Source organism: Streptomyces sp. SD31 (assembly GCF_052068475.1).
GTDB lineage: Bacteria > Actinomycetota > Actinomycetes > Streptomycetales > Streptomycetaceae > Streptomyces.
On sequence record NZ_JBQHCX010000006.1, the window covers coordinates 283,549 to 301,381 of the forward strand.

Here is a 17,833-nt window from a genome sequence, read left to right on the forward strand (position 1 = left end):
TCCTGATCATGACACGGGTGGGCGTAGACGGGCCGCCGTACGCTCTGCTGTCCCGGCCAACCGCGTGCGTACCTCGGGCGGTTCGAGAACCGCCACGTCCGGGCCGACGCCGAGCAGGCGGCGGGTCACGGCCGTCGGGGAGTCGAAGTGCAGGACCAGGCGGTGCAGGACCAGGCGGTGCCGGCCGGGTTCCGGGTCCCGCGTCGTGGCGACCAGGCCGCCGCGCAACACGTGCCTCCTGCTCAAGCCACTCATGACGTCCCCTCGGACTGCCTTGGAGCTGCTGGCTTCCTGACGTGACGAAGCCAGATGGAGAAGCTGCCGAGGGCAGTCGCCCCAGCCCCCGCTCGTGGTGGTGCCGGCACCCGGAGCGGCCGCCGCGGAAAATCACGTGCCCGGGGGCGGCAGCCGGCAGTACGGTCTCGGCGTGATCGAAGACGACGGCTACTTCGGAGAGAACATCGCGGCCGGCTACGACGAGTCGGCGGCGGACATGTTCCGCCCCGACGTCGTGGGCCCGGCCGTGGACCTGCTGGCCGAACTCGCCGGCGACGGCCCGGCGCTCGAACTCGGCGTCGGCACCGGTCGGATCGCGCTGCCGCTGGCCGGCCGCGGTGTCCCGGTGCACGGCATCGACATGTCCCGCGCCATGGTGGACCGGCTGCGCGCCAAGCCCGGCGGCGACGCGATCGACGTGACGATCGGAGACTTCGCGACGGCGCGGGTGGAGAAGACCTTCTCGGTCGCCTACCTGGTCTTCAACACGCTCATGAACCTGACGACCCAGGACGCCCAGGTCGACTGCTTCCGCAATGTCGCCGCACACCTGGCGCCCGGCGGCTGCTTCGTCGTCGAGGTCATGGTCCCCGAACTGCGCAAGCTCCCCGCCGGGCAGAGCGCCGTACCGTTCCACATCAGCGACACGCGTTGGGCGTTCGACACGTACGACCTCGCCACCCAGGCCACGAGCTCCCACTACGTCACCATCGCCGACGGCCGCGCCGAGCACTGGTCCATCCCGTTCCGGTACGTGTGGGCGAGCGAGCTGGACCTGATGGCCCGGCTCGCCGGGCTGCGCCTGCGCGATCGCTGGGAGAGCTGGACGCGCGAGCCGTTCACGAGCGAGAGTGGCAAGCACGTGTCGGTGTGGGAGAAACCGGCCGACTGACATCGCGTGCGCAGGCCGCCCAGTCCACGATCCGCACCGCCGCGCCCGCCGCCTCCGCGCCCCGGCAGTGGGCGTGGTGCCTGCGGACGATGCCGTCCAGGTCGAGCTGGGCGCCGAAGGCGGGGTGCGCCGCGAGCCGTCGGGCGTAGGACCACAGATGCGGATGGTCGGTGATGCGGGTGACCGCGGCGGCGTCCAGGTGATGGCGGTGCACGGTGTCCAGTTGCACCAGCGTCACCCACAACTCGACGTCCGCGAGGGTCGGTTCGTCGCCGAGCAGGTACTCCTGGGATGCCGTCCGTCGCTCCAGTGCGTCCAGGGTGTGCAGCAGGGTGGCGAGCGCGGTGTCGCGTGCCGCCGGGTCGCCGTCCGGCTGTCCGGCGCGCTGCGCGGCCTCGGTGATGCCCTGCTCGCAGAGTCGGCCGATGTGCTCGACTGCCTCCTCGGCGCCGTACGGATGGAGATCGGGACCACGGCCGCCGAACCGCCGGGCCAGGTCCCGCAGGATGTCGGGAGCGTGTGTGCTCACGATCGTGCCGGTCCACGTGTCGCTGAGCACCGGGGCCACGGCCGGTCCGGGGTGCTGGTGCGAACTGGCCTCGTACAGCGGGCGCAGCTCCTGGTGCCCCCCGTCGGGGGCGTCGGGCACGGCGGGCAGCAGCGTCACCGGGAGGACGTCGTCGAGGCCGAGCAGGCTGTGCGTGACGGCGATGCGCAGACCGCGTGGACACGAGAGGGACAGGTGGAGCCGATAGCGGCGGGGCGCGGCGTAGTAACCGCTGCGCGCGTCACAGCCGATCCTGCTCCGGAAGGACGGCACGGCGGTCGGGGATGGGGCGGACATGGGTCTCCCTGGGGTGCTCGGTCACGGGCATACGGCGGCGAGGGCGCGCGGCGGCTTCGGCGCGGCCGGGATGCGGTAGATGAGCGTGGGGGGTGGCGTTCAGGCGCGGGCGGGTACGACGCCCTCGCCCTGCGGGGAACTCGCCGCACTGCACACACGCACGAGGTCGATGTGGCGGCGGGACGTCAGCAGGGGCAGCGGCCGGACGGCGACACGGACCGTGTCACTGCCGAGGTCCGGCGCGGAGCGGCCCATGCTTCCCTACCAATTCACTAGGATTCCCGTACTGGAGTGTCGGGCCACATCCCAGCCACGTCAAGAGGGCCGCCGAGCAGTGAGACGTGGCTCAGGAATTCGTCGAGACGCCGGTCAGGGATTCGTCCAGGCCTCGGGGTCGTCCGCGAGGCTCAGGACGTCGTCGGGCAGCTTGGCCGCGGCCACGTCGGCGAGGGTGACCTCGCCGAGGATCTTGCGGACGTTGGCGCGTACGGCGATCCACAGCGGGAGCAGGGACTCCGCGGGGCCGATGTAGGAGAGGTCGGGCGGGCGTACGCCGCGCACCGAGACCAGAGGGCCGTCCGCCACGCGGATCACGTCCGCGATGGGGATCGAGTCGGCGGGGCGGGCGAGCCGGTAGCCGCCCTTGCCGCCGCGCTGACTGGTCACGAGGCCGCCGCGGCGCAGGTCGCCGAGGATGCCCTCCAGGAACTTGTGCGGGATGCCCTGTGCCTCGGCGATCGCTTCGGCCTTGAGCGAGGTGTCGTCACCGGCCGCGGCCAGTTCCAACGCCGCCCGCACCGCATAGTCCGCTCTCGCCGAGATCCGCATGCTGAGATTATCCATCACCGCCGTGCCCGCCTTCGCCCGCCGGCCCTTCGGTCAGGCGGGGAGGCTGAACGGAGGATGTGCGCCGTTGAGGAAGTAGTCGCCGACCTCGCGCAGTCGGTGGGCGACCGGTTCGCGCAGGGTGTGCGTGCGGGTGTCGCGCCAGAAGCGGTCCAGGCCGTGCCGCGCGAAGGCGGCGGGCACACCGACGGCGTCCATGGCACGGGTGGTGATCTCCTGCGCGGCCCGGGAGGCGGCGGCCTCGGCCGCGCTGGCGAGGACGGCGATCTCGGCGCACTCCTCGTCGTCGAGTTCCTCGCCCCGTGCGAGGCCGTGGGCCAGGGCGGCCACCGCCTGGTCGGCGAGGGCGGACGCGGCACGTGCGGCGACGGCGAGTTCACCGTAGGCGGTGAGCACGTACGGGTCGTGCGGCGGGCTGCCCGGCCAGGGCTGCGGGGAGAACGGCTGCCAGGCGGACCGCGCCGCCCTTCCGTGCTCGCGGACTTCACCGAGCAGGCCCTCGGCGACGCCGAGACAGAACTGGGCGGAGACCAGCCGGGCGGTCGGCGCGGCGAGGCCGGCGAAGGGCGACAGGGCGCCCTCGTCCGGGGAGAGGGAGCCAAGCACGTCGTCGGCCCCGACCGGCACGGAGTCGAACCCCACCCCGCCGGCGGCCGCCAGCCGCTGGCCGAAGGTGTCGCCGCCCGCGCCGTTCACGAGGCCGGGGTGGGCGGGGTCCACGAGGACGGCGAGGGGCTCGCCGGTGCCGGGCACGGCGGCACGGACCAGGAGCCGGTCGGCGACCCCGACTCCGGAGCCGTACCTCTGATGGCCGTCCAGCACATAGCCGTTGGCCGTCGGGGTCAGCATGAGCGGCGGTTCCTGCGAGGCGATGCCGCCGCCCCAGTACCACTGCCCCGCCGTGAACGCCCGCTCCACGCGTGCGGCACGGTCGGGGCCGGCGAAGAACCGGGCGCAGTAGGACAGGAAGTAGTGGCTGCCCAGCAGGTGGCCCACGGACCCGTCGGCCGCGGAGAGGGTCCGTACGACCGTGTAGGCGGTGCGCCAGTCCGCGCCGCCTCCGCCGTGCGCGGCCGGCACCAACAGCGTCAGCAGCCCCGATTCGCGCAGCCGCGCGACCTCGTCGAGCGGTGGCTTGCCGGCCTGCTCGCGCTCGACCGCGTCCGTGGCCAGGTCCTCCGCCAACTCGCGGGCTGTGTGCGGCCAGTCGGCCGGCTCGGCTCCCACTGCGGTCGCCGCGTCGGCCGGGGGTGCGCTTGTCATGGCGGACTTCCTTCAAGACAGAAGAGAACGCGATCCCGGGCTGCCCGGCCGACCCGGTCAACGTCATCCTCACTCGCTCACCCGAGGAGGGTCAACACTTCCCTAGTAATTCGATAGGAAATCTAGGGAATACCCGCCGCTCTGGCTGATTACCGCTCCGCGAAGGGGATCCGAGCCACTGACCGCGCAGCCGTCGCACCGCGGAACGGGTGGTTCCACAGCCCTTGCGCCGCCAGCCGCGGCAGGACGCCCTCGCCGAACCAGTACGCCTCCTCCAGGTGCGGGTAGCCGGAGAGCACGAACTCGTCGATGCCCAGCCGGTGGTACTCGGCGATCCGCTCGGCGACCTCGTCGTGACTGCCGACGAGCGCCGTGCCCGCCCCACCGCGTACCAGCCCGATACCGGCCCAGAGGTTCGGGTGGATCTCCAGGCCGTCCCGTCCGCCGCCGTGCAGGGCGAGCATGCGCCGCTGCCCCTCCGACTCGCTGCGGGCGAGTCCGGCCTGTACGGCCCGTACCGTCTCCGTGTCGAAGCCGTCCAGCAGCCGCCGGGCCTCCGCCCACGCCTGCTCGCCGGTGTCCCGGGTGATGACGTGCAGACGGATGCCGAAGCGGACGCTCCGGCCCTCCTTCTCCGCGAGCCCCCGGATCCAGGCGATCTTCTCGGCGACGGCGGCCGGCGGCTCGCCCCAGGTGAGGTAGACGTCGACGTGCCGGGCGGCGATCTCTCCGGCGATGGGTGAGGAGCCGCCGAAGTACACCTCCGGGACCGGGTCGGGCAGGCGGGCCAGCTTCGCGTCCTCGACCCGGAGGTGTTCACCGGCGAGATCGACGCTCTTGCCCTCCCACAACTGCCGTACGATCTCCAGGAATTCACCGGTACGGCGGTAACGGTCGTCCTTGTCGAGGAAGTCGCCGTAGGCGCGCTGCTCGTGGCTCTCCCCACCCGTGACCACGTTGAGCAGGAGCCGTCCGCCGGTCTGCCGCTGGAAGGTGGACGCCATCTGCGCGGCGAGCGTCGGCGAGACGAAGCCGGGCCGGAAGGCGACCAGGAATTTCAGGCGCTCGGTGTTCTGGCTGACCATGGCAGTCGTGAGCCAGGCGTCCTCGCACCAGGCGCCGGTGGGGGTGAGCGCGCCGACGAAGCCCAGGTCCTCGGCGGCGCGGGCGATCTGGCTGAGGTAGGCGACCGTCGGCGGCCGGTCGCCTCCGGACGCGGTGGCGGGGGTGCCGTGGCCGCCTCCGACGACGTGACGGCTGTCGCCGTTGGTGGGCAGGAACCAGTGGAAGGTGAGGGACACGTCGGGTCTCCGATCAGGAAGGCCGGGCAGGAAAGTCAGGAGCGTGTAGGGGCGTTCGTCACAGCAGGCCGTGGCGGGGTGGCTCGGTGCCGCTGAGCACGTGGCGGCCGATGTGCTGGACCTTCCAGCGGGTCGGGTCGTGCAGCGTGTGGGTGCGGGCGTCGCGCCAATGGCGGTGCAGCCCCAGGGAGTCGAGCGCCGAGCGGGTGCCGGCCACCTCGAAGAGGGCGCTGCCGACGTCCACGGCGGCCTCCGCCGCGGTCACCTTGGCGGCGGCCACCGCGATCGATGCCTCGGCGGCCGAGTCGTCGGTCAGCTCGGCGCGGGCGGAGTCGACGGACCGGGCGGCGGTGGCGACCAGCGCGTCGGCGGCCCGTACCCGGATCGCCAGGTCACCGAACCGCTGGATCAGCAGCGGGTCCTCGGCGGGGGTGGCGTGCCCTTCGCCGACACTCTCGAACCAGGGGCGGCTCTTCGTGCGGACGAACTCCACGGCCTCGGCAAGCGCCCCGGAGGCGATCCCGGCGTCGATGGCGGCGTGCAGCAACTGGGCGTCAGCGCCGTGGAGTTGGGGCCCCTGGAAGGTGAGGTGGTGCGGCACCACCCGGTCGGCCGCCGCGAGTTCGGAGGCGGCCGCGAGGGTCTCGGCGTCGTCGGCGATCACGGTCACGGCACTCATCCGGTGGCCGCCAGCAGGGTCGGACGCCCGCCGAGGGCGAGCGAGAACTGGTCGGTGACCTGGGCCAGGGCCTCGGCAGCGCCCGGCGCGACCGTCAGAGTGCCGTCGTCGCCCACGGTGATGTCCTTGTCGAGGGTGAACCAGCCCGGCGTGATGTGGGCGGGGCCCATGGAGTTCAGTACGGGGCGCAGGGCGTAGTCGATGGCCAGGACGTGGGCGGTGGTGCCGCCGGTGGCCAGCGGGAGGACGGTCTTGCCCGCGAGTGCGTACTGCGGGAGCAGATCCAGCAGTGACTTCAGCAGGCCGGAGTAGGCGGCCTTGTAGACGGGGGTGCCGATCACGACCCCGTCCGCGCGCTCGAACAGGGCGGTGGCCTCGACGATCGCCGTATGCCGGAAGTCGGCGTGCAGCAGGGCCTCGGGCGGAAGGGTGCGGACGTCGAACGGGATCACGTCGTGCCCCTGGGCCCTGAGTCGGTCGTCGAGTTGGCGCAGCAGCCGGGCGGTGCGGGAGGTGGCGGAGGGGCTGCCGGAGACGGAGAGGATGGTGGCCATGGGAGGACCGACCTTTCAGGAGTACCGGCTGGGCTGCGGCAGTTCGCCGGTGAGGACGTGGCGGCCGATCCCGCGGCGCTTGTGGGCGACCGGGGCATGGAGGGTGTGCGTGCGGACGTTGCGCCAGAAGCGGTCGAGGCCCTCGGCGTCGATGGTGCTGGTGACCAGGCCGCCGCTGACGTTCGGCACCCAGTAGGCGAAGCGGACGGGATCGGATCCGGGCGGTACGGGCATGGGGAACTCCTGGCATGACTGCGCACGCGAAAAGGCGCGTGCGTGACAGGGAAATGTGCTCAGTGATCGGGATTCAGGCGTGCGGGAACGCGGACCCGGGAAAAGCCGAAATCACGAGCCGGAATCACGAACCGAAATCGCGGCGGAAGCCGGCCGGCGGTGAAATGGGCGAAGAGAGAGCGGCGCGCGTGCGAGGGTTCCCTCGAAGGCCGAGCTGGTGCGTTCAGACCAGGCAGCGACAGCAGGAGCTGGAGACACGCGCGAGGTCGACGTGGCGTCGCCGCGTGAGGTCCGGTCGCTTCATGTCATCGATCAAAGCAGCGGGGAGTCCGGCCGGTCAAGAATGCCCGTACGTGATTCCACATACTGAGAGTCGGTATTCACGAGGTGGTGACAGGGATTCCCTTGGACGCGGTGCGCGACGGGCGGCACGCGCTGGTGGTGCAGCGCCGCCCTTCGGGCTCGCCCCCCGGGCGGTCCGAGACTGCACGAGCTGTTCGTGCGCAACGCCCGTGCGTTCGAGGCCGCTTGAGGACGCCCGCTACTCGCTGGTCTTGGGCAGACCCGGCGGGTTGATCTCCGACTTGGTCACGGCCTCGTCGGACAGACCCCAGCGCCGCAGCACCTTCGCGTACGTCCCGTTCTCGATGACATGTTTGAGTGCGTCGGCGAGCGGCTTCACCAGGCCGCTGTCCTTCTTGGTGGTGGCCGCGATGAGCCCCTGGAGGGTGGCGCCGGCGCCGGAGTAGGTGCCGACGACCTCCGTCCTTCCGGTGGTGGCCGCGTGGTAGGCGGCGGTCGGGTTGGGGCCGAGGTAGAGGTCGATACGGCCGGACTGGAGCGCGAGGTAGGTGTCGCTGTCGTTCTGGTAGTACTTGATGTCCACCGGACCCCGGCCGGCCTTCACGTTCTCCTTGCTCCACTCGACCAGCAGCTTCTCCTGGTTGGTGCCGCTGCCCACGGCGACGGTCCGGCCCGCCACGTCCGCGGGCCCGGTGACCTTCAAGCCGCTGCCCTTCTTCGCCTCGAAGGCCAGGTTGTCCTCGCGGTAGGTGGCGAAGTCGTACTTCTCCTTGCGCTCCTCGGTGACGGTGATGTTGCTGAAACCGGCGTCGTACTTGGCGCTGTCGAGGCCGACGAAGATGTTCTCCCAGGACACGGTGTTGATGTCCGCCTTGAGACCGAGAACGTCGGCGACCAGGTGGGCGAGGTCCGGCTCGACGCCGATGACGGTCTTGTTGTCGGTGGCGTAGAAGGTCAGCGGCGCGGCGGAGCCGGACGAGGCGACGAGTTCCAGGGTGCCTCTGTTGCGGATCTTCTCCGGGACCTCGGCGGCTATGGCGTCGACCTTGCCGGTGGTGACGCGGTCCTGGTCGGGACTGAGGTTGATCCTCGTCCTGGCGCCCGAGGTGGCCGCGACCTCGGTGGTGCCGCCGTCGGTGGGGTTGGCGCAGGCGGTGAGAACGAGGGCGGAGGCGAGTCCGAGCGCGGCTGTGACGGTGCGGCGGCGGGCGGGGCTGGTGGTCACGGTCGTACTCCTTGCGTGCGGAACAGGGGGTGAGGGTGGTGGGTCGCAGGACCTTGGATCACAGGACCTTGGAGAGGAAGGCGCGGGTGCGTTCCTGGCGCGGGTTGTCCAGGACGGCCGAGGGCGGCCCCTGCTCCACGACGACTCCGTCGTCCATGAACACCACGGTGTCGGCGACCTCGCGGGCGAAGCCGATCTCATGAGTCACGACGATCATGGTGGTGCCGGTGCCCGCCAAGTCCTTGATGACGTCGAGGACTTCGCCGACCAGTTCCGGGTCGAGTGCCGAGGTCGGCTCGTCGAAGAGCAGCACCTTCGGTTCGAGGGCGAGCGCGCGGGCGATCGCCACGCGCTGCTGCTGGCCGCCGGAGAGCTGCCGGGGGTAGGCGTCGGCCTTGTCGGCGAGCCCGACCCGGTCGAGGAGCCGGCGGGCGGTTTCCTCCGCCTCCTTGCGCGGGCGGCGCAGCGCGGAGACGGGGGCCTCGACGAGGTTGTCCAGGACGGTCAGATGCGGGAAGAGGTTGAAGTTCTGGAAGACGAACCCGATGTCGGTTCGCTGCTTCAGAACGTCCTTCTCCTTCAGCTCGTGCAGCTTGTTCCCGGCGCGGCGGTAGCCGATGAGTTCGCCGTCGATGCTGATCCAGCCGCGGTCGACTTTCTCCAGGTGGTTGATGGTGCGCAGCAGTGTGGACTTCCCCGAGCCGGACGGGCCGAGGATCACGGTCACGTCGCCGGCGGGGACCAACAGGTCGACCCCGCGCAGCACCTGGAGGGCACCGAAGCTCTTGTGGACGCCGTGGACGTCCACCATGACGGCACTCATGAGCTCTCCTTCGTCACGAAGCGCCGGGCGCGCTGGAGCGGTGTGGGCGGCGGGGTGCGGTCGGCGCCGCGGGCGTAGCGGCGCTCCACGTAGTACTGGGCGACCGACAGCAGGGAGGTGAGGACGACGTACCAGGCAGTGGCGACCAGCAGCAACGGGATCACTCGGCCGTTGCGGCCGTAGATCACCTGGACCTGGTAGAAGAGCTCGCCGATCGACATCACGTAGACCACCGAGGTGCCCTTGAGCAGGCCGATGATCTCGTTGCCGGCCGTGGGCAGGATGGCGCGCATGGCCTGCGGCAGCACGATCCGGCGGATCTGCCGGAGCCGGGGAATGCCCAGCGCCGCGGCCGCCTCCAGCTGACCGTGGTCGACGGAGAGTACGCCGCCCCGGACGATCTCCGCGGCGTACGCCGCCTGGTGCAGGGTCAGCCCGATGAGGGCGGCGCCCATGGTGCCGATGAGGGCGTTGCTGTCGACGGACCAGAACACCGGGCCGAAGGGGATGCCGACGCCCAACTCCTCGTACAGCGCACTGAGGTTGAACCAGAACACCAGCTGGACGATCATCGGGATCGACCGGAAGATCCAGATGTAGGTCCAGGCGACGGTCGACAGCACCGGACTGCGGGACAGTCGCATGAAGGCGATCACGGTGCCGAGGAGGAAGCCGAGGACGGTGGCGTAGGCGGTGAGCTGGAGGGTCACCCACACCGCCTGGACGATCGTCTCGGAGAAGACGTAGTCACGGAAGACGTGCCACTCCCAGACGGGGTTGGTGGCCAGGCCGTGGGTGAACTGGGCGACCAGCACGATCACGGCGAAGCCGGCGGCCCAGCGGGCGTGGTGGCGGGCGGGTACGACCTTCAACTCCCCTGGGCGCTCGGCCGGTTGGGTGATCGATTCGGTGAGGGTGTCGCTGCTCATGGGTGGTCACCTGTGCTCGGGCGGGTTGATCCGCGACGCGTCGATCGCGGAGGCGGAGGTGCCCCACTTCGCGAGGATCCGGGCGTAAGTGCCGTTCCTGATCAGCTCGTTGACGGCCGCCTGGAAGGCCTTGGTGAGGGGGGAGCCCTTCTTGAAGGCGAAGCCGACGTCGAGGCGGTGGAACTCACCCAGGAACGTGGTCTGCGACGCCGGCTGGGCCGCCTGGTGGCGCAGGCCGTTGATCGTCGACATGATCACGTCGATACGGCCCTGCTGGAGCGCGGTCAGCGTCGCGGCGTTCTCCGAGTAGACCTTCACGTCGTACGGTTTCTTGCCCGCCGCGGCGCACACGCCCTTCTGTGCGGTGAGGGTCGCCTCGAACGTGGTTCCGGCGCCCGTGCCGATGGTCAGCCCGCACAGCTCGGTGAGATCGGTGACCTTCGACTTGAACGCGGTGTTGCCCTTCTTCACCGCGAAACCCTGGCCGTCGTTGATGTAGGTGACGAAGTCGATGGTCTTCAGGCGATCGCTCGTCACCCCGAAGTTGCCGGTGCCGAAGTCGTACTTGCCGCTGCCGAGGGCGGGCAGGATCGTCTCGAACGAGGCGTCCTGGCGCTCCAGCCGCACGCCGAGCACCTTGGCCACCGCGTCGGCGAGGTCGATGTCCTGGCCGGCGGGCGGCTTGTCGGTGCCGTTCGGGTAGTACGCCCCGGGCGGGAAGCCGATCGAACTGCCGACCCGCAGCGTGCCCGACTTGCGTACGCCGGAGGGCAGCAGGGTCGCGACGGCGTCCACCTCGTGTACGGCCGCGACCGGGTCGTCGGTCGGCGCGGAAGAGGCGCCCACGGCCGCAATGCCGTCGGAGCCGCAGGCGGTCAGCGCGAGCAGGGGCAGCAGGGCGAGGGCGGCTGTGCTGCGCAGGCGGGTGCTGATGGGGCGGAGGTTCACTGGTCGGGGGCCCTTCCCGTGCGTTCCCGGACGACGAGGTCCCGGACTGCGAGGTGCTTTTCGAATGGCAGCGGGCCGATGGTTTCGGGGTCGGCCTCCGTGTCGAAGAGCGGTGTGTAGCCGGTGGCCAGGTACAGACGGCGGGCCTCGGGCTGGCGTGGCCCGGTGGACAGATAGATCCGCCGGTAGCCGCGGGCGCCCGCCTCCCGCTCCAGCTCGCCGATGACGCGCCGGGCGAGGCCGCGGCGGCGGTGCGCGGAGTGAGTCCAGATCCGCTTCAGCTCGGCCGTGGTCGCGTCGTACCGGCGGAAGGCGCCACCGGCGACGGGCTCGCCGCCCTCCAGCAGCAGGAGCAGCAGGCCGCCGTACGGTTCGGTGAACTCCTCGTCCGGATAGCGGGAGATCTCGGCGTGCGCGTCCTTGCCGTAGCGCGTGGAGTACTCGTGGCCGAGTTCGCGCAGCAGGGGCTCGACCCGGGCGTCGGAGACGGGCACCTCGATGACCGTCAACTCCGGTGCGGAAGTCATCCGTTCACCGCCGCGAGGGTCTGTGTCCCACGCGCCGCCCGCTCGGCGTCGCGCTTGGCGACCTCCTCGCGGACGATCGGGATCACGTGCCGACCGAAGTCGATGGCGTCGCCCAGCAGGTCGTAGCCGCGCGCGGAGAGGATGTCGACGCCGAGGTCGTAGTAGTCGAGCAGCGCCTGGGCGACCGTCTCCGGCGTGCCGACCAGGGCGTTGGAGTTGCCCGCGCCACCGGTCGCGGCGGCGGTCGGGGTCCACAGGGCGCGGTCGTAGCGCTCGCCCGCCTCGGCGATGGCGATCAGCCGCTGCGACCCGGCGTTCTCAGGTGCGCCGCTGCGGTGGTGCCGTACGAGTCCCGCCTCGCGCCGCTCCCGGATGGCGCCGACCGTGCGGTGGGCCTTTTCCCAGGCCAGTTCCTCGGTCGGCGCGATGATCGGGCGGAAGGCGACCTGGATGCGCGGCAGGTCGGTGCGGCCCGCGGCCTTCGCGGCGGCCTTCACGTTCTCGATCTGCTCGGCGGTCTTCGCCAGGGGCTCGCCCCACAGGCAGTAGATGTCGGCCTCGGCACCCCCGGCGGCGTACGCGGCGGTCGACGAGCCGCCGAACGAGACGTCGGGGCGGGGCTGTTGGACCGGGAAGACGTCGCTGACGAAGTCGTGGAAGCGGTAGTGCTCGCCCTCGTGGTCGAAGGGCTCGTGGGTGGTCCAGATCTTCTTGACGATGCGGATGTACTCGCGGGTGCGGGAGTAGCGCTCGTCCTTGGTGAGGGTGTCGCCCTCACGCCCCTGTTCGTGGTCGTTGCCGCCGGTGATGAAGTGCACGGTCAGCCGGCCCTCGCTGATCCGGTCGAGGGTGGCGAACGTCTTGGCGGCGAAGGTGGGGTACGAAACGTTGGGCCGGTGGGCGAGCAGGATCTGGAGGCGCTCCAGCCGGCTCGCGATGTACGCGGCGGCCGGAGCGGGGTCCGGCGATCCGGAACCGTAGGCGAACAGCACCCGGTCCCAGTCATGGTCCTCGTGCGCCCGGGCGAGCCGGAGCGTGTACTCCTTGTCGAACGCGGCGCCTGAGCGCGGCGTGGTTTCGGAGCCGTCGTTGGTGGCGGCGATACCGAGGAACTCCACGGGCATGGACGTGACCTTTCGGGGGATGCGGGCGCCTGGACGGCAGGCAGGCATGACTGAACTGCCTTGCTTGCAGGCATGAGTGATTACTCGTCAGGCGACGGCTGACGGTTTCCGTACGGGCGTGACGACGCCGGGCGTCGGTGAAGACGGAAGGCGGCAGTGCAGCGGCAGCGCGCGAAGAGAGAGCTCGGCCCGCGACGGGGGCACCGAGGGAGGGAAAGGCCGGTCAGACGGCCCGCTGCCGAGTCAGGCGCAACACGCCGCGGACCACACTCGACCGAAGTCGATGTGATCGCGCGAGACCAAGCGCTGCTGGGCAGTCATGCGACCAATTGAGCAGTACATCGTGCTCCCCGTCAAGCAGCTCCCGGATGCCGGAACGCCTGGACAGCCGTCTGCGGGCGCGCTGTTGACACATCGACGGCATGGGCACATACGATCGACGGCGGATCGGCTCCGCGTTGCGCGGCAGCCTCTCCGGCCGCGTTGAGGGACGCGGCGAGCGTGACGACACCTGGCCCCGGCCGCACCGAGTGCCACTGGGGTCACCCACGCCTGCGTTCCCTCCCCCGGAGAGCCTCCCCATGGTCACCTCGCCCGATCTCACGTCCGGTCCCGCAACGAAGAGTCCTCCGCTGGTCGGCGTCGACCCGCCGCGGATCGTGCCGCGTCGGCACGTCGGCCGGTGGCTCACCACCGCCGTCGCTCTGCTGCTCTTCGCGATGGCGCTCAACTCCGTCGTCCGCAACAAGGCCTTCCAGTGGGACGTGGTGGGCCGGTACTTCACCACCAGCGCCGTACTCGACGGGCTGCTGCTCTCCCTGTGGCTGACCGCCGTGGTGATGGTGCTCGGCTTCCTGCTCGGCACCGTGCTCGCGGTCATGCGGCTCTCCGCCAATCCGGTGCTGCGCACGCTGAGTTGGGGCTATGTGTGGATCTTCCGGTCCACGCCGTTGCTGGTGCAGCTGCTGTTCTGGTTCAACATCGGCGCCCTGTATCCGACACTCGGCCTCGGTGTCCCGTTCGGCCCGCAGTTCCTCACCGTCAAGACGGTCAATCTGCTCGGCCCCACCCTCACCGCCGTCATCGGCCTGACCCTGCACGAAACCGCCTACGCCGCCGAGGTCGTGCGCGGCGGCATCCTCTCCGTGGACGCCGGGCAGACCGAGGCCGCCCAGGCGCTCGGGCTGAGCAGAATCCGCACCCTGCGCCGGGTCGTCGTCCCGCAGGCGATGCGCTCCATCGTGCCCACCGCCGGGAACATGCTGATCGGCACCCTCAAGGGCACCAGCATCGTCAGCGTGCTGGCCGTGCACGACCTGCTCTATTCGGTGCAGCTGATCTACAACCAGACCTACCAGGTCATCCCGCTGCTGATGGTCGCCACCCTCTGGTACATCGCGGTCACCACGGTGCTCGGCGCGGGTCAGTTCTACGTCGAGCGGTACTACGCGCGCGGCAACTCCCGCACCCTGCCGCCCACTCCGCTGCAACGGCTGCGCGGCCAACTGGCCGCCGTTCGCCTCCGGTTGAGCGCGGCGACAGCCGCCTACGCCCGCCCGGCGATCAACGCCCGTCCCACGGTCGGCGGTGACCGGTGAGCGGCACCCCTTCCGCGGCCGTCCTGGTCGTCGTCGGCGCGGGACCGCGTGCCACGGGGCTGCTGGAGCGCATGGCCGCCAACGCGCCCGAACTATGGGACGGAAAAAGGGAGTTGCGGATCCATTTGGTGGACCCGCACCCGCCCGGCCCGGGGCGGGTCTGGCGGCGGGAACAGTCCGCACTGCTGCGGATGAACTCCATGGCCGAGGACGTCACCATGTTCACCGACGAGTCGTCGACCATCGACGGCCCGGTACGACCCGGCCCCTCGCTCGCCGAGTGGGCCGCCCAGTTCTCCGGCCGTGGGCCGCGCCACGCCCCGTACATCCAACCGGCCGACCCTGAGGTGCTCGCCGAACTGCGCACGCTCGCCGGGGCCGACTTCCCTACCCGCCGCGCCCAGAGCGCCTACCTGGACTGGGTGTTCCGCAGGGCGCTGGCCCAGTTGCCGCCCAGCGTCACCGTCGAGTGGCACCGCACCACCGCGACCTCCGTCACCGGCCCGCCGGACGGCCCGCAGCAGGTGCACCTGGCCGACCGCACCACCCCGCTCACCGCCGACCTGGTGGTCCTCGCCCAGGGCCACATCGGCTCCACCCCCGCCGCCGAGCACCGTGACCACGCCGCCTTCGCCCGCCGCCACGGCCGCTTCCACCTCCCGCCGGAGTTCTCCGCCGACGCCGACCTGTCCGCGCTGCGCCCCGGCGAACACGTCGTGCTGCGCGGCTTCGGGCTGGCCTTCATCGACCTGATGTCCCTGCTCACCGAGGGCCGCGGCGGCACCTATCGCACCGAGGCGGACGGCAGCCTCACCTACCTCCCGTCCGGCCGCGAGCCCGTCCTCCACGTCGGATCGCGGCGGGGGGTGCCGTATCACTCCAAGACCCGCTACCGGCTCCAGGGCCCCCGGCCACCGCTGCCGAGGCACTTCGGCCCGGAAGCGGTCGACGCGCTGCTCGCCGAGGGCCGCCCGCTGGACCTGCGGCGGGACGTGTGGCCGCTGATGGCCAAGGAGATCGGCTTCGGCCACTATCACGAGCTCTTCCACGCCCATCCCGAGCGCACCACCCTCCCCTGGCCTGACTTCGTGGCCGCGTACGACCGGCTGGACTGGTACGCCGACGAGATGGCCGCTCTCGTCGCCACGGCCGTGCCCGACCCGGCGGACCGCCTGGACTTCGAGACCCTGGACCACCCCTTGGACGGCCTCGCCTTCGGCACGCCGGACGACCTCCAGGACCACCTGCGCGACCACATCGCCCGGGACGTCGACCGCCGCGAGGATCCGCGGTTCAGTGCCGACCTCGGGGCGTTTTTCGCCCTCCTCTCCCTCTACGGCCAACTGCCCCGCCTGGTCGCCGCGGGCCGGCTGACCGCACGGTCCGTCGCCGAGCAACTCGACGGCTGGTGGCACGGGTTCTTCAGCTTCCTGGCCTCCGGCCCGCCCGGCTTCCGCCTGCGTCAGCTCCTCGCGCTCTCCCGGGCCGGCATCGTCCACTTCCTGGGCGCCCGCGTCCGGATCGGCACCGACGAGACCACCGGCACCTTCACCGCGACCAGCCCCAGCGTCCCCGGCCACACCCTGCACGCCACCGCGCTGATCGAGGCCTACCTGCCCCGCCACTCCCTCGACCGCACCGAGGACCCCCTCCTGCGCGATCTGCACGGGGCCGGCGCCCTCACCGAGGAGGTCATCGCCGACCACACCCACACCCACCGCTCCGGGCTGCTCGCCGTCTCCCCCGCGAACGCCCACGTCATCGACCCGTCGCTCGGCGGCACACACCCCCGCCGCATCGCCCTCGGCGCCCCCACCAACAGCCGGGCCGTCGCCGCTTTCGCCCGCCCCCGCACCGACGCCCCCGCCTTCCGGCAGAACGACGCGGTGGCCCGCGCGCTGCTGCGCGCCCTCGGCTCCGAGGCTCCCATCTCAGAAAGAGAGATGTCCGAGTCCACTATGTGAAAAGCCTCTTGGGGTGAGCGCCGCCTTCTGCCACGATCCCCATCAACCAGGTAGGAAAACTAGGAATCCGTGGGGGTGGGGTGGCCATGCACATGCACGACCACACAGACCTTTCGCTCCCCCTCCTGACCTCGCGTCGCCACATCGACTTCGGCCGTACGTCCAGCGCCATCTGTCAGTCCGCCTGAGACCCGCCGCAGTACCGGCCGCACCACGGACCGCACCTCCGCGACTCCGGCGCCCTCCCCGACGTCCCGCCGGGACCGCCGGCGCCGGCGCGTTGCGTGCCCGTGCGCTCCAGCAGGCTCTTCGGCTTCGGCGCCGAACCGCCTGACCTGCCGTACCCCTTGCCGTTGTCCCCCTGATCGACCACGCCTGAGAGGACACCTCTGTGTCTGCCGCAAGACCGCTCACCGCCCTGCGCACCCTCGCCGTCACAGCGACGCTTCCCCTGTTGCTGACCGCCTGCGGCTACGGCGCCGAGTCCACCGACAGCGCCAAGCAGCCCGAGGTCGCGGCGAACGCCAAGAAGCTCTCCGTCGACGAGGTGAACATCGGCTACTTCCCGAACCTGACGCATGCCACCGCCCTGGTCGGCATCCAGGAGGGCCTGCTGCAGAAGGAGCTCGGCGGCACCACGATCAAGCCCTCGACGTTCAACGCCGGTCCCTCGGAGATCGAGGCGCTGAACTCCGGCGACCTCGACATCGGCTGGATCGGCCCCTCCCCCGCCATCAACGGCTACACCAAGGCGGCCGGCAAGAACCTGCGCATCATCAGCGGTTCCGCCTCCGGCGGCGTGAAGCTCGTCGTCAACCCGGAGAAGATCAAGTCCCTGAAGGACGTCAAGGGCAAGAAGATCGCCACGCCGCAGCTCGGCAACACCCAGGACGTCGCCCTGCTCAACTGGGTCTCGGAGCAGGGCTGGAAGGTCGACGCGGAGAGCGGCAAGGGTGACGTCTCCGTCGTCCGCACCGACAACAAGATCACGCCGGACGCCTACAAGTCCGGCTCGATCGACGGCGCCTGGGTGCCCGAGCCGACCGCGTCCAAGCTGGTCGCCGAGGGCGGCAAGGTGCTCCTCGACGAGGCCGACCTGTGGCCGGACAAGAAGTTCGTGATCACGAACATCATCGTCCGGCAGGACTTCCTGAAGGAGCACCCGGATGTCGTCGAGGCCGTGCTGCGCGGTTCGGTGAAGACCAACGAGTGGATCAACGCCAACCCGGAGAAGGCCAAGGCCTCGGCCAACGAGGCGCTGAAGGCCGAGTCCGGCAAGGCCCTGCCCGCCGAGGTCATCGACCCGGCCTGGAAGTCGATCACCTTCCTCGACGACCCGCTGGCCGCCACCCTCGACACCGAGGCGCAGCACGCGGTCAAGGCCGGCCTGCTGGAGAAGCCCGACCTGAAGGGCATCTACGACCTCGCACCGCTCAACAAGGTCCTCAAGGCCGAGGGCAAGGACGAGGTCGACGACGCCGGTCTCGGCGTCAAGTAAGGACC

The 17,833-nt window shown here is 70.8% G+C and carries 18 protein-coding genes and 2 pseudogenes; 4 read left to right on the forward strand and 16 right to left on the reverse strand.

All coding sequences use genetic code 11. From position 1 onward, the window contains the following. Positions 1 to 6: 6 nt before the first annotated feature. Complete coding sequence (locus ACTMVF_RS15500; protein WP_441271596.1) at positions 7 to 255, reverse strand: WYL domain-containing protein; 249 nt, start codon at positions 253 to 255, stop codon at positions 7 to 9. Between the two features lie 172 nt (positions 256 to 427). On the opposite strand from ACTMVF_RS15500, the gene ACTMVF_RS15505 reads away from it, so the two are divergent. Continuing rightward, a complete protein-coding gene (locus ACTMVF_RS15505; protein ID WP_441271597.1) occupies positions 428 to 1,168 on the forward strand; it encodes a class I SAM-dependent DNA methyltransferase in 741 nt (246 codons plus the stop codon). Here ACTMVF_RS15505 and ACTMVF_RS15510 read toward each other — a convergent pair. From ACTMVF_RS15510 to ACTMVF_RS15580, 15 genes and pseudogenes are all read right to left on the reverse strand, one after another. Beyond that, complete coding sequence (locus ACTMVF_RS15510) at positions 1,116 to 2,012, reverse strand: glutathione S-transferase C-terminal domain-containing protein (RefSeq protein WP_441271598.1); 897 nt, start codon at positions 2,010 to 2,012, stop codon at positions 1,116 to 1,118. The two genes, ACTMVF_RS15505 and ACTMVF_RS15510, sit on opposite strands and share 53 nt — an antisense overlap. A 99-nt stretch (positions 2,013 to 2,111) precedes the next feature. Next, a complete protein-coding gene (locus ACTMVF_RS15515; protein WP_441271599.1) occupies positions 2,112 to 2,267 on the reverse strand; it encodes a hypothetical protein in 156 nt (51 codons plus the stop codon). Between the two features lie 114 nt (positions 2,268 to 2,381). Continuing rightward, positions 2,382 to 2,840: an RrF2 family transcriptional regulator gene (locus tag ACTMVF_RS15520; RefSeq protein ID WP_441271600.1), complete on the reverse strand. Its 459-nt coding sequence runs from the start codon at positions 2,838 to 2,840 to the stop codon at positions 2,382 to 2,384. A gap of 51 nt (positions 2,841 to 2,891) precedes the next feature. After that, entirely contained in the window at positions 2,892 to 4,121 is a 1,230-nt protein-coding gene (locus ACTMVF_RS15525; RefSeq protein ID WP_441271601.1) for an acyl-CoA dehydrogenase family protein, read from the reverse strand. Positions 4,122 to 4,270: 149 nt separating this feature from the next. Then, positions 4,271 to 5,422 carry an LLM class flavin-dependent oxidoreductase gene (locus ACTMVF_RS15530; protein ID WP_441271602.1) on the reverse strand — a complete coding sequence of 384 codons (1,152 nt, stop codon included), beginning with the start codon at positions 5,420 to 5,422 and terminating at the stop codon, positions 4,271 to 4,273. A 58-nt stretch (positions 5,423 to 5,480) separates the two neighbouring features. Next, positions 5,481 to 6,035 (reverse strand): annotated as a pseudogene (locus ACTMVF_RS15535) (acyl-CoA dehydrogenase family protein); the annotation flags it as partial. A gap of 62 nt (positions 6,036 to 6,097) precedes the next feature. Next, positions 6,098 to 6,655: an NADPH-dependent FMN reductase gene (gene ssuE / locus ACTMVF_RS15540; RefSeq protein WP_301995169.1), complete on the reverse strand. Its 558-nt coding sequence runs from the start codon at positions 6,653 to 6,655 to the stop codon at positions 6,098 to 6,100. Positions 6,656 to 6,670: 15 nt separating this feature from the next. Beyond that, positions 6,671 to 6,814, reverse strand: a pseudogene (locus tag ACTMVF_RS15545) (acyl-CoA dehydrogenase family protein); the annotation flags it as partial. A gap of 298 nt (positions 6,815 to 7,112) precedes the next feature. Further along, complete coding sequence (locus tag ACTMVF_RS15550) at positions 7,113 to 7,193, reverse strand: putative leader peptide (RefSeq protein WP_441271770.1); 81 nt, start codon at positions 7,191 to 7,193, stop codon at positions 7,113 to 7,115. Between the two features lie 237 nt (positions 7,194 to 7,430). Continuing rightward, a complete protein-coding gene (locus tag ACTMVF_RS15555) occupies positions 7,431 to 8,417 on the reverse strand; it encodes an ABC transporter substrate-binding protein (RefSeq protein WP_441271603.1) in 987 nt (328 codons plus the stop codon). Between the two features lie 58 nt (positions 8,418 to 8,475). Continuing rightward, positions 8,476 to 9,240 (reverse strand): amino acid ABC transporter ATP-binding protein, encoded by a 765-nt coding sequence (locus ACTMVF_RS15560; protein WP_441271604.1) that lies wholly within the window; start codon positions 9,238 to 9,240, stop codon positions 8,476 to 8,478. Then, positions 9,237 to 10,169, reverse strand: a complete 933-nt coding sequence (locus tag ACTMVF_RS15565; RefSeq protein ID WP_441271605.1) for an amino acid ABC transporter permease — start codon at positions 10,167 to 10,169, stop codon at positions 9,237 to 9,239. Before ACTMVF_RS15565 ends, ACTMVF_RS15560 begins: the two co-directional genes overlap by 4 nt. A gap of 6 nt (positions 10,170 to 10,175) precedes the next feature. Then, on the reverse strand, positions 10,176 to 11,117 hold the full coding sequence (locus ACTMVF_RS15570) for an ABC transporter substrate-binding protein (protein WP_441271606.1): 942 nt from the start codon (positions 11,115 to 11,117) through the stop codon (positions 10,176 to 10,178). Beyond that, positions 11,114 to 11,644 carry a GNAT family N-acetyltransferase gene (locus tag ACTMVF_RS15575; RefSeq protein WP_441271607.1) on the reverse strand — a complete coding sequence of 177 codons (531 nt, stop codon included), beginning with the start codon at positions 11,642 to 11,644 and terminating at the stop codon, positions 11,114 to 11,116. Before ACTMVF_RS15575 ends, ACTMVF_RS15570 begins: the two co-directional genes overlap by 4 nt. Then, a complete protein-coding gene (locus ACTMVF_RS15580; protein WP_441271608.1) occupies positions 11,641 to 12,768 on the reverse strand; it encodes an LLM class flavin-dependent oxidoreductase in 1,128 nt (375 codons plus the stop codon). Before ACTMVF_RS15580 ends, ACTMVF_RS15575 begins: the two co-directional genes overlap by 4 nt. Before the next feature lie 581 nt (positions 12,769 to 13,349). On the opposite strand from ACTMVF_RS15580, the gene ACTMVF_RS15585 reads away from it, so the two are divergent. From ACTMVF_RS15585 to ACTMVF_RS15595, 3 genes are all read left to right on the forward strand, one after another. After that, the gene (locus ACTMVF_RS15585; RefSeq protein ID WP_441271609.1) at positions 13,350 to 14,366 is read left to right on the forward strand and encodes an amino acid ABC transporter permease; all 1,017 of its coding nucleotides are present in this window, start codon (positions 13,350 to 13,352) and stop codon (positions 14,364 to 14,366) included. Next, positions 14,363 to 16,330 carry an FAD/NAD(P)-binding protein gene (locus tag ACTMVF_RS15590; protein ID WP_441271610.1) on the forward strand — a complete coding sequence of 656 codons (1,968 nt, stop codon included), beginning with the start codon at positions 14,363 to 14,365 and terminating at the stop codon, positions 16,328 to 16,330. The genes ACTMVF_RS15585 and ACTMVF_RS15590 overlap by 4 nt, the downstream gene beginning before the upstream one ends. A 391-nt stretch (positions 16,331 to 16,721) precedes the next feature. Next, positions 16,722 to 17,828, forward strand: coding sequence for an ABC transporter substrate-binding protein (locus ACTMVF_RS15595; protein WP_441271611.1), 1,107 nt, complete (start codon positions 16,722 to 16,724; stop codon positions 17,826 to 17,828). The last annotated feature ends 5 nt before the right edge of the window (positions 17,829 to 17,833 follow it).